The 11,071-nt window shown below is 68.9% G+C and carries 8 protein-coding genes and 1 tRNA gene; 6 read left to right on the forward strand and 3 right to left on the reverse strand.

Translation table 11 applies throughout. The features are described 5' to 3' along the window. The 4 genes from ACIN94_RS24260 to ACIN94_RS24275 are packed head-to-tail and all read left to right on the forward strand — an operon-like array spanning position 1 to position 4,694. Positions 1 to 1,509: an ABC transporter permease gene (locus tag ACIN94_RS24260; protein WP_400710017.1), complete on the forward strand. Its 1,509-nt coding sequence runs from the start codon at positions 1 to 3 to the stop codon at positions 1,507 to 1,509. Between the two features lie 19 nt (positions 1,510 to 1,528). Then, entirely contained in the window at positions 1,529 to 2,509 is a 981-nt protein-coding gene (locus ACIN94_RS24265) for an ABC transporter permease (protein ID WP_400710020.1), read from the forward strand. Next, on the forward strand, positions 2,509 to 3,663 hold the full coding sequence (locus ACIN94_RS24270) for an ABC transporter ATP-binding protein (protein ID WP_400710023.1): 1,155 nt from the start codon (positions 2,509 to 2,511) through the stop codon (positions 3,661 to 3,663). Before ACIN94_RS24265 ends, ACIN94_RS24270 begins: the two co-directional genes overlap by 1 nt. After that, entirely contained in the window at positions 3,660 to 4,694 is a 1,035-nt protein-coding gene (locus tag ACIN94_RS24275; protein ID WP_400710026.1) for an ABC transporter ATP-binding protein, read from the forward strand. The genes ACIN94_RS24270 and ACIN94_RS24275 overlap by 4 nt, the downstream gene beginning before the upstream one ends. Positions 4,695 to 4,906: 212 nt before the next feature. Here ACIN94_RS24275 and ACIN94_RS24280 read toward each other — a convergent pair. Together ACIN94_RS24280 and ACIN94_RS24285 are read right to left on the reverse strand one after the other, a co-directional pair. Further along, positions 4,907 to 4,979: transfer RNA gene (locus ACIN94_RS24280), tRNA-Ala, on the reverse strand. Positions 4,980 to 5,068: 89 nt separating this feature from the next. Then, positions 5,069 to 6,544, reverse strand: coding sequence for a von Willebrand factor type A domain-containing protein (locus tag ACIN94_RS24285; RefSeq protein WP_400710029.1), 1,476 nt, complete (start codon positions 6,542 to 6,544; stop codon positions 5,069 to 5,071). Between the two features lie 247 nt (positions 6,545 to 6,791). On the opposite strand from ACIN94_RS24285, the gene ACIN94_RS24290 reads away from it, so the two are divergent. Further along, positions 6,792 to 8,561 (forward strand): asparagine synthase-related protein, encoded by a 1,770-nt coding sequence (locus tag ACIN94_RS24290; protein ID WP_400710032.1) that lies wholly within the window; start codon positions 6,792 to 6,794, stop codon positions 8,559 to 8,561. 91 nt (positions 8,562 to 8,652) lie between these two features. On the opposite strand, the gene ACIN94_RS24295 is transcribed toward ACIN94_RS24290, so the two are convergent. Beyond that, entirely contained in the window at positions 8,653 to 9,672 is a 1,020-nt protein-coding gene (locus ACIN94_RS24295) for a threonine aldolase family protein (RefSeq protein WP_400710035.1), read from the reverse strand. Between the two features lie 863 nt (positions 9,673 to 10,535). Between ACIN94_RS24295 and ACIN94_RS24300 the strand changes: the two genes are divergently transcribed. Then, on the forward strand, positions 10,536 to 10,817 hold the full coding sequence (locus ACIN94_RS24300) for a hypothetical protein (RefSeq protein ID WP_400710038.1): 282 nt from the start codon (positions 10,536 to 10,538) through the stop codon (positions 10,815 to 10,817). Positions 10,818 to 11,071: the final 254 nt, after the last annotated feature.

The raw sequence follows: 11,071 nt of genomic DNA on the forward strand, positions 1-11,071 counted from the left end.
GTGATCGTCTTCATCGCGCGGAGACTGGTCATCTCGTTCTTCGTCCTCCTGGCGGCGACCTTCATCATCTACGTCCTCACGGCGCTCTCGGGCGACCCCCTTGAGGATCTCCGCCAGGACAACAGCCCGCAGAAAGAAACCAAGATCGCCGACCGCGTCGAGCGGATGCAGCTCAACGTGGCCATCCCGCTGCGTTACCTGGGCTGGCTCGGCAGCATCGCCCGCGGCGACTTCGGCGTGAACCGCGACGGCCAGAACATCGCGATCCAGCTGGGCGACGCGCTGTCCGCGACGCTGCAGCTCGTGCTGGCCGCCACCGTCCTGGCGATCACGGTCGGCATCGTGATCGGCATCATCTCCGCACTCCGCCAGTACAGCGGCTTCGACTACACCGTCACCTTCGCCGCTTTCGTCTGCTTTTCTCTGCCGCTCTTCTGGGTGGCGGTCATGCTCAAGCAGTATGTCGCGATCGAGTTCAACAACTGGCTTGCGGATCCGAGCATCCCGCCCGTGGTGATCGGCCTCCTGACGCTCATCGGCGGCCTGACCTTCGGCGCGCTCACCGTGGGCGAGCGGAAGCGGCGGCTCGTCGCCTTCGCCGTCGGCTCCGTGGTCAGCGGCGTGCTCTTCACCGTCCTGTCGATGACCCGCTGGTTCGCCGACCCCGGCCTGGGCACCCCGCTCATCCTGGCCTTCGGCCTCGCCGCCGCGGTCGGCTCCACCATCCTGGTCGCCGGACTGCAGTACCGCGGCCCGCTGTACGCGACTCTTGGCGCGGCGGTGATCGGCACGCTGAGCTCGCCGGTGCTCGGCTCGGTGCTGGCCGACCCGACCTGGCTGGAGATCGGCGGCCTGCTCCTGCTGACGATCGCGATCTGCGCCGGTCTCGGTTACGCCCTCGGCGGTCTGCAGCGGAACCAGGCGATCACCGCCACCATCCTGACCGGCGTGTTCACCGGCGGCATGGTCTTCCTGGACCGGCTGCTCCAGGCCTTCGCCACCTACAGCGTCACCGTGCGCGGCCGCCCCATCTCCACCATCGGTGCCCGCACCCCCAACTACAACGGTGACTTCTGGCACCTCAACATCGACAGCGCCGGCCACCTGCTGCTGCCGACCCTGGCGCTCATCCTGGTCTCGCTGGCCACCTACACGAGATACAGCCGGGCGAGCATGCTGGAGGTCATGAACCAGGACTACGTGCGGACCGCGCGGGCCAAGGGGCTGCCCGAGCGCACGGTCGTGGTCAAGCACGCCTTCCGCAACGGTCTCATCCCGATCACCACCCTGATGGCCTTCGACCTCGCCGGAGTGATCGGCGGCGCGGTGGTCACCGAGAACGTCTTCGGCTGGCGGGGCATGGGCTTCATGTTCATCAAGGGACTCCAGGAGGTGGACCCGGGACCGGTCATGGCGTTCTTCCTCGTCACCGGGACCACGATCGTCGTCTTCAACATGATCGCCGACATTCTCTACGCCTACCTCGACCCGCGCATCCGGCTGTCGTGAAAGCATCGGAGACCCACTCATGACACTCAGCGCACAAGCACCGACGCCGGACAGCGGCACCGAACAGGGCATGACGATCGTCGCCCGCACCCAGGCCCAGATGGTCCGCCGCCGGTTCTTCCGGCACCGGGCCGCACTGACCGGGATGATCGTCTTCGGCTTCGTCGTCGGGCTGTCCTTCACCTCCATCGGCTTCGCCGGCGTTCCCGGCTGGTGGGACAAGAGCTATCTGGACACTGGGGCACTGATGAACCAGGGCAGGCCGACGCTCAGCGTGATCCCCGAGTTCCTCGGCGGGTCGGGGTTCCACTTCGGCGAGCACCCCTTCGGCCAGGACGACATCGGCATCGACTACTTCGCCAAGACCATGCGCGGCGCCCAGCAGTCGATCATCGTCGCGTTTCTGGTGGGCCTCGTGGCGACCACGGTCGGCTCCGTCATCGGCGCGGTGGCCGGTTACTACCGAGGCCGGGCCGAGGCCGTCCTGATGCGCCTCACCGACGTGATGATCACCATTCCGGTCCTCATCATCGCGGCCGTCGTCGGCCGCCGGTTCGGTGACAGCGGCGTGGTAATCCTCGGCATCTTCCTCGGCCTGGTGATCTGGCCGAGCATGGCCCGGCTGCTCCGTGGCGAGTTCCTCTCCCTGAGGGAGAAGGAGTTCGTGGAGGCGGCCCGCGCGGTCGGCACCTCCGCGAGCCGGATCATCTTCCGGCACATCCTGCCGAACACCATCGGTGTGATCATCGTCAGCGCTACGCTGGCCATCGCGGGCGCGGTGCTGCTGGAGTCGGCGCTGTCGTTCCTCGGCCTTGGTATACAGGCTCCCGACACCTCGCTCGGCCAGTTGGTCAACGAGTATCGCTCCGCCTTCACCACCCGGCCGTGGCTGTTCTGGTGGCCGGGCATCTTCATCATCGCCATCGCGCTCTCGATCAACTTCATCGGCGACGGCCTGCGTGACGCCTTCGATCCCCGACAGACCCGGGTGCGTGCCTAATGACGACTCCCAACGTGCCGATCGAGCCCCGCAAGGGCGACGCGCACACCTACGACATCGCCCCCGACGTGCTCGACGCCGCCGGGGAGGTGCACGTCGGCCTCACCCTGGACGCCGTACGGCCTCCGTCGGAGGAGGAGATCCTCAAGGTCGACAACCTGACGGTGGAGTTCCCGACCGACGACGGCGTCGTCCGCGCGGTCCGGGGCGTCTCCTACAGCCTGCGCGAGCGCGAGGTACTGGGCATCGTCGGCGAGTCCGGCTCCGGCAAGTCGGTCTCCTCCCTGGCGGTCATGGGCCTGCTGCCCAAGAACGCCCGGATCAAGGGGCAGATCCTCTTCCGCGGCGACGACATGCTGAAGATGTCGGCCCGCAAGCAGCGGAGCCTGCGCGGTCGCAAGATCGCGATGGTCTTCCAGGACCCGATGACCGCGTTGAACCCGGTGCACACGGTCGGCGACCAGCTCGCCGAGGCGGTCCTCGCGCACGAGCTGATGCCGCGCAAGATCGCGCTGGCCCGGGCCAGGGAGATGCTCGACCTTGTCGGCATCCCCCAGGCCGAAGCCCGGCTGCGCAGCTACCCGCACGAGTTCTCCGGTGGCATGCGCCAGCGCGCGATGATCGCCATGGCGGTCATCAACAACCCGGACATCATCATCGCCGACGAACCGACCACGGCCCTCGACGTGACCGTCCAGGCGCAGATCCTGGAGAAGCTCCTGGAGGTCAAGGACGCGGTCAACGCGGCCATCGTGCTCATCACGCACGACCTGGGCGTCATCGCCGGCATGGCCCACCGGGTGCTGGTGATGTACGCCGGGCGTCCGGTCGAGATCGGTGACACCGACCCGGTGTTCGAGGAGCCCCGTATGCCGTACACGGCGGGCCTGCTCGGCTCGATCCCGTCCCTGGAGAACTCCGGCAGCCGGCTCCGCCCGATCAAGGGCACTCCCCCGTCGCTGATCAACCTGCCGACCGGCTGCCCCTTCTCGCCGCGCTGCCCGCTGGCCGACGACACGTGCAGGACGGCCGAGCCGGAGCTGGCCGAGACCGACAGCGGCGGGCACTTCGCGGCCTGCCACCACTGGGACCGGCTGGCCGCGGTCGAGGACCCGACCGTGTTCTTCCGCACCGAGAGCGAGACCGTGGCATGAGCGTGAAGACCGAGGAGACACCTGCTCCGCGGCAGGAGCCGACCGGCGGCGACCACCTGCTCGAAGTCAACGACCTGGTGATGAAGTTCCCCGTCCGGGGTGGCGGTTTCCTGCGCCGGGTGGTGGCCCACGTCCAGGCCGTCAGCGGGGTGTCCATGCACGTGGACGAGGGCGAGACCCTCGGCGTGGTGGGCGAGTCCGGTTGCGGAAAGTCGACGACGGGCCGGGCGATCCTACAGCTGCACAAGCCCACCTCGGGCTCGGTCCGGTTCCAGGGCAGGGAGCTGACCACAATGTCGACCAAGCAGCTCCGGCCCGTACGGCGGGACATGCAGATCGTCTTCCAGGACCCGTATGCGTCGCTCAACCCGAAGATGCCCGTCAACGACATCATCGCCGAGCCGCTGAAGGTCCACGAACGGTGGAAGGACGGCGGACCGGAGCGGGTGGCCGAGCTGCTGCGGCTGGTCGGCCTGAACCCCGAGCACGGCAACCGCTACCCGCACGAGTTCTCCGGCGGCCAGCGCCAGCGGATCGGCATCGCCAGAGCGCTGGCCCTGGAGCCGAAACTGCTGGTGCTCGACGAGCCGGTGTCCGCGCTGGACGTGTCGGTCCAGGCGGGTGTGGTGAACCTCCTGGAGGACCTGCAGGACTCGCTGGGACTGGCCTACGTCTTCATCGCACACGACCTGTCCGTGGTCCGCCACATCTCCGACCGGGTCGCGGTGATGTATCTGGGCAAGATCATCGAGACCGGCCCTCGGGACGATCTCTACGACCGCCCCGCCCACCCCTACACTCAGGCGCTGCTGTCGGCCGCCCCCACGGCCAACCCGAAGGAGGAACGCATCAGGGAGCGCGTCATCCTCACCGGCGACGTGCCGAGTCCCCTGGACCCGCCGAGCGGCTGCCGCTTCCGTACCCGCTGCTGGAAGGCCCAGGACATCTGCGCCACCGAGGAGCCCTCGCTCGTCGACCGCGGCAACGGCCACCCCGTGGCCTGCCACTTCGCCGAGGTCACCGCGCGCTGACCGGACACCGCGAGCCGTACGGGGCACTCCCCCGTACGGCTCGCGGTGTTTAGGGCGTCTCCCGCGTCAGTGTCCGGTGAACGCCGTGATCGGGTGGCGCTCCGTGGACGCCGGCTTTCCACCTCGACTACGAGCTCGGGTGGACCTCTCCCTCCGCACGTGCCCGGGAAACGCGAAAGGGCGACCAGATGGTCGCCCTTCTCGCTGAGAGGTGGAGCTATGGGGATTCGAACCCCAGACCTCCTCCATGCCATGGAGGCGCGCTACCAGCTGCGCCATAGCCCCTCAGGTGTTACGTGATGCCACCGGGATCTCGCCCCAGCGGCACCACGCCAGTGTATAGGACATCGCGCCCTACCCCGTAATCATCGCGCCTAGCCCAGCGATGCCGCCCGGCCGATCAGCGCGGCGAGATCGGCCACCGCGGTGTCCTCGGTGGCGGCGGCCAGGCGCGTGGCATGGTCGGCGAGCTCTCCCGCCCCCACTCCGGCGATCTGCTCATGGGTGCGGAGATACTCGGCGAAGACGGCGGCCACCACGTCCACCTGGAACCTCGGCGACGGCCCGCGCCACAGCGAGGCCGACAGGTCGGCCTCGTCCAGGGAACGGCTGGCCTCACCGGGTTTACGGGTGTCGGGGTCCTGCCAGCGCACGGTCGCCATGGCCAGCTGGCCGGAGGCCCCGCTGCGCAGCCGTACCTCGTAGAGGGCCGTCACCGAGTGGCCCGGACCGACCTCGCCGCCGTCCTTGGTGTCGTCGCGGAAGTCCTCGGTGGTGAGCCGCCGGTTCTCGTAGCCGATCAGGTGGTAGGACTCCACGACCGAGGGGTTGAACACGACCTGCGCCTTGGCGTCGCGGGCCCGGAGGTCGAGGTTGGCGGTGAGCTGCTCGACGAACACCTTGCGCGCGTCGTCGACCGAGCTGACGTAGACCGCGGCGCCGTCGCCGTTGTCGGCGAGCTGCTCCATCAGCTGGTCGCCGTAGTCACGGCCGACGCCGACACAGAGCAGCGTGACCTGCCTGCCGGCGAACTCCTCCACCCGGCGGAGAATGCCCTGCCAGCTCGTGTCGCCGGCGTTGGCCAGTCCGTCGGAGAGCAGGATGACCCTGTTGGTGGCCGCCGGGCGGAAGGCGCGCGACGCTTCGGCGTAGCCGGTGGTCAGCCCCGCCTCCAGGTCCGTGGAGCCCTGTACGGCGAGGCGCTCTATGGCCGCGTGCAACGCTTCCCTGCTGTCGGCGGAGGTCATGGGGACGACCAGCTCGGCCTCGTCGCTGAAGGTCACGACGGAGACCTGGTCTCCCGGTCCAAGCTGGTCGACGAGCCGGTGAAGGGCTTCACGGACCAGATCGAGCCGGCCGGGCTCGCCCATCGAGCCGGACACGTCCACGACGAAGGTCAGGTTCGCCGGGCGCCGCGCCTCCGCGTCCGCCCTGCGGGTCTGCAGGCCGACCCGGACCAGCGCGGTGCCGTTCTCCCGCATGCGGGCGCCGTCCATGTGCACGGTGAAACCGTCACCCCCGGGCTCCTGGTAGTCCTGCCGGAAGGAGTTGACGAACTCCTCCGGCCGGACCTGGCCCGGCTCGGGCAGCCGACCCTCCTGGATGACCCGCCCGGCGTAGCCGTAGGAGGCGGTGTCCACGTCGAGGGCGAAGGTGGAGATCTGGCCGGCGGTGGTGTCCCGGCCCTCGGCGGTGCCGACGTCCCGGTCCTGCGCCGTGGACGGCACCGCCTGCTCGGAGCCGTCCTTCGGCCTGGTGGAGGAGGGGCTGCTCTGTCCTGATCCGCCACAGGCGGCGACGAGCAGCAGAGCGATCACGGCGAGGGCAATGGCGAGCGTGCGCGGGTTCATGTCGCCTCCATAGGATGCGTGTCACTCCCTATGACGGCCCTCCTTGAATGGAAGCCGGGCGCTTCACCCAAACGAGCACAGACCGTACTCAGCGCGTGATCAGGGCTTCCATTCCGGACCGCGCGGGCCGGATCCGGCGCAGGGGGGTGGGCGGGCCGAGCCGGCCCTCTCCCGATCCCGTGGATACGGCCGTGCTTTCTCATAAAGCGCAACTGTCATGAAAATATGCGACATAAGATCCCTCAACATGCGTGTATATCTCGGCTTGGCGGCCAAACACCCTGAGACCGGCATCCCCGACACGATGCTGCACGCCGTCAGGGGCGCGATCGACGCCTCGTTCCCGGTCCCCCCGGAGGTCATCAGGTCCCGGGAATGGCATCGCCCCGGCGTCTCCCTGTTCGCCTGGACCAACGAGCCGGACGACTCCCGGCAGCCGGCCCTGCTGTCCGCCGAGCACGACCGGGTGACCGGGGTGAACGGCTATCTGGCGACGCCCGGCGAGATCGGCCGGCTGGCGGGCATGCCGGAGCTGAGTACCGAGGCGGTCGGCGGGTGCTTCTCGGTGTTCCGCGCGAGCGGCGGTGAGCTGTCGGCGGCCACCGCGATCCACCGGGTCTGCCCGGTCTACTACGCCGAGACCCCCGACATACACGTGATCGGCAGCCGGGCGCTGCTGGTCCATCTCGCCGCCGGTGGCGAGACGGTTGAGTGGGACGTACTCGCGCTGCAGTCGATGGTCCGGCAGGGCTACTTCCTGTCCGACGAGACGCCCTACCGGGGAGTGACCGCGCTGCCGCCGTCCTCGGCGGTCACCATCGCGGACGGCCGCCGTACGATCACCGAGACCCCGCTCCCCACGGCGGCGCCCGCGCCCACCTCACGCAGGCAGAAGAAGGCGCTCGTCGAGGAACTGGCCGACGCGCTGCTCGCGACCGTGGAGCCGCTGCGTGCGACGGGCGAGCCGGTGAACCTGGCGCTGACCGGCGGCCGGGACAGCCGCCTGGTCGCCGCGGTGCTGCACGCGGCCGGGATCCCGCTCCGCGCGACCACCAACGGACTGGACGGCCACCCCGACGTGGTCATCGCCGGGCAGATCGCCCGGGCGCTCCGCATCGAGCACACGGTCATCCCCCCGGCGCGCGCCGAGAAGAAGGACGCGATCCTGGTCGAACACCCGCTCGCGCGGGCCTACGAGACGTTGCGCGCCTGCGAGGGCATGACCTCGGCCTACGAGTCGATTGTCGGCTACCTCCCCTACAACGCCAGACCGACCATGTCCGGGCAGAGCGGCGAGGTCCTGCGGGCCGGGACCTTCCTGCTGCTCCAATCCGACCTGAGCGCCAAGGCACTGAGCCGCCGGGTGGACGCCACGTTCCTGCGCGACCCGGCGCTGTTCAGCGAGGCGGCCGACGAGCACGCCCGCGAGCTGGCCCGGCCCTGGCGGGAGCGGCCGGGGCTGGAGGCGCTTGACCACATGTATGTCTCCTACCGGATCGGCCGCTGGCAGGCCGGTTCCCGGGCGGGAGCCCTGCGCCGGGGCGACCCGATCTGGCCGTTCCTCGACAACCGGGTGGTGCGCGCGGCGCTGGGCCTCGACCAGACCTGGCGGCTGTCCGAGGAGGCGATCTACGAGCTCATCACCGGGTTCGCGCCGTCGCTCCGGAACATCCCGATCGAGGGCAAGCCGTGGCGGTTCACCGTGGGCAGGCGCTATCACCCCTGGCAGCGGAGACCGCGGTCCCTCACGGCACCGAAGACCGGCGCCGGCTGGAACTGGCGGACCAGCCCCGGGGAGGCACTCACGACGGTGCTCCGCGACCATGTCCTCGGACACCTCGACCTGCTGACCCCGATCGTCAACCCCGACGAGGTCCGCAGGCTGTTCGCCGAACCGGTGCTCAAGAAGCCCACCCACGCCTGGCACCTCTACACCGTGGCCACGATGCTGGCCGGCGCCTACCCGGGTAAGGCCCCCGAAGGGCTTGACCCGGTCCACGTCCCCATCCCGCCGTGACCACCGCCAACGGTACCGGGGCGTCTTCTGACCTCTCGGGGGGCGGCAGGGGCAACGGACCGATCTTCCAGGATTCCGGCACGGTGGAGCGTCAGTGTCCCCTGGCCCGGGAGGTGAGTTCCCGGATCAGTTCGGCGACCTCCTCGGGCGTGAAGTCCATGGCGTTCTCGCCGACGCAGATTTCGAAACCGCATGTCTCCGGGGAGGGTGAGCTGCGGACCCGTAGGAAAATCTGTATCCCGCGCTCGGCGAGTATCTCGGTGCCGACACGCTCCACGGCCTGCCCGGAGGCGGGGACGTGCACGTGGAACAGGGGCGACTGAGGCACGGACGGCACGGTACGGGCGGCGCCGTCGGCGTTGATCGCGGCGGCGAGTGCGATCGCGTGATCGCGGAAGATCGGCATACGGGCAAGGACATCATCCAGGTGGACGAGTGCCACGGCTGCCAGCGGCCAGGCCTCGGAGATCCCTCCCCCCAGGCGAGACCGCCACACCCTCGCCTCCTCGATCGTGGCGGCGTCGGATGCCAGAACGGCGCCGCGGACTCCTTCCAGGCCCTTGTAGAGCGACACGTACACCGTGTCGAACAGCCCGGCGATCTCCGCGTGTGAACGGCCGTAGAACGGCTGAGCCTCCCAGAGGCGGGCACCGTCCAGGTGAACCGCCATGCCCCGATCACAGGCCCAGGTCACCTGCTCGCCAAGCTCCTCCCAGCCGGGGAGCCGCCCCCCGATGTCGCGTTGCGGCAGCTCCACCACCAGTGCCGCCAGAGGCTCCCCGATCCGTTCCAGATCCGCGAGAGAGAGGAGCGAGTTCCGGTCGCCGACGGGGCGGAAGCTGAGCCCGTGCACCACGGAATAGCCCTGTTCCTCCCAGACGTCGAGATGGCACTGCGGGTGAGCGGCGAACGCGCGGCGGCCTCTGCGGTCGGCGTGAATCCGCAGGGCGACCTGCTGCGCCATCGTCCCGGTGGGGAAGAAAAGAGCGCTCTGCTTTCCGAGTAGTTCGGCGATCCGGCTCTCCAGCCGGGCCACCGGTCCATCCGGGCCGTCGGGCGGAGTGTCCGGCGGCAGCCGGTCCAGCATCTCCTGCAACAGCCGACGGGGCATCCTCCGCAACGGAGCATGCAGGGACAACGAACGCCGGATCTCCGGCTGGGGGACAAGTGCTTCCACTAATGCAATGTAAACGCAGTTGCAAAATATTTGCAACAAGATTCCCCGGCGGACACGGCCCTCGGCTTCGGCGATTTGGGCGCGGACATGACCGGTGTAGAGGCGGCCAGGTCTCGGATGGAGCTGCCGGACGGCCCGAGCGCGGGATTCCCGGGCCCGCATGCACGCCCTCGGTTCCGGGCCGCAGCGAGTGCTACACGGCGTCGAACCCTACATCCGGCTACGGTCCACACTCCGCGCTGTACGAATATAAACCATTTACTCCAAATAATTTACGCGACACGCGAATTGAGCATTAGACGACGATTTGAATTCACAACGAGCAAAGAAACGCGCATGCACCGCCAAGCGGTGTCACCAATTTCAAGTAGCACTTCTCTCGCTTCCATCCGACCGTTCAAAGAATGGCTGGAGGGTGTTTTCTGTGAATGCGATGGGATAGACAAGGCACGTGTCTACTTTCATGAAACGGACCCTTGCGAGCGGTGCTCTCGCCGGGGCCTTCCTTCTCCTGCACTCCCCTACTCCCGCTTCTGCCGATTCGGGGCTTTCGGCAGCTACGCAAGCTAACGGCGGAGCGACCGAATCTACCGGGTACGCATCGGACGACCCTTGCCTCCTGCACTATGTCAGCATTTGCGAAAACCTCGTCACCATGTCCCAGTCGGTTCACTCTTACGACGTCTTGGACACCAAGGTAGTTATCCCCAGCACATCGACCTCGGCTATGGCCCAGTCGGGTTACATCCCGCTGTGCAGCCGGCTGGGCCTGCCGATCTACCTCTGCAAGATTCCTGGTGGGGCCCAGGGACCTGCGGGACCGGCAGGACCCGCGGGACCGGCAGGACCCGCGGGACCCGCAGGACCCTCAGGACCCGCAGGACCCTCAGGACCGGCAGGACCCGCAGGTGCTGACGGCCTACCGGGATTCACCGGCGCCATGGGACCCCAAGGACCGGCAGGACCGGCAGGACCCGCAGGACCGACAGGACCCTCAGGACCCGCAGGACCTGCAGGACCGGCGGGCCCCGCAGGCGCTGACGGCGCCATGGGCCCGGCAGGCGCTGACGGCGCCATAGGCCCAGTGGGCCCCGCGGGCGCTGACGGCGCCATGGGACCGGCAGGACCTCCCGGACCGGCAGGAGCCGACGGCGCCATAGGCCCAGTGGGCCCCGCGGGCGCTGACGGCGCCATGGGACCGGCAGGACCGGCAGGACCTCCCGGACCAGCGGGAGCCGACGGCGCCATAGGCCCAGTGGGCCCCGCGGGCGCTGACGGCGCCATGGGACCGGCAGGACCTCCCGGACCGGCAGGAGCCGACGGCGCCATAGGC

The organism is Streptosporangium sp. NPDC087985 (assembly GCF_044741965.1).
In the GTDB taxonomy this organism is placed as follows: Bacteria; Actinomycetota; Actinomycetes; order Streptosporangiales; family Streptosporangiaceae; genus Streptosporangium.

Bases quoted from the DNA above. Each gene is read 5' to 3' on its own strand.
- ACIN94_RS24270 (WP_400710023.1), top strand. From the start codon at position 2,509: ATGACGACTCCCAACGTGCCGATCGAGCCCCGCAAGGGCGACGCGCAC.
- ACIN94_RS24290 (WP_400710032.1), top strand. From the start codon at position 6,792: ATGCGTGTATATCTCGGCTTGGCGGCCAAACACCCTGAGACCGGCATC.
- ACIN94_RS24275 (WP_400710026.1), top strand. From the start codon at position 3,660: ATGAGCGTGAAGACCGAGGAGACACCTGCTCCGCGGCAGGAGCCGACC.
- ACIN94_RS24265 (WP_400710020.1), top strand. From the start codon at position 1,529: ATGACACTCAGCGCACAAGCACCGACGCCGGACAGCGGCACCGAACAG.
- ACIN94_RS24285 (WP_400710029.1), bottom strand. From the start codon at position 6,544: ATGAACCCGCGCACGCTCGCCATTGCCCTCGCCGTGATCGCTCTGCTG.
- ACIN94_RS24295 (WP_400710035.1), bottom strand. From the start codon at position 9,672: ATGCCCCGTCGGCTGTTGCAGGAGATGCTGGACCGGCTGCCGCCGGAC.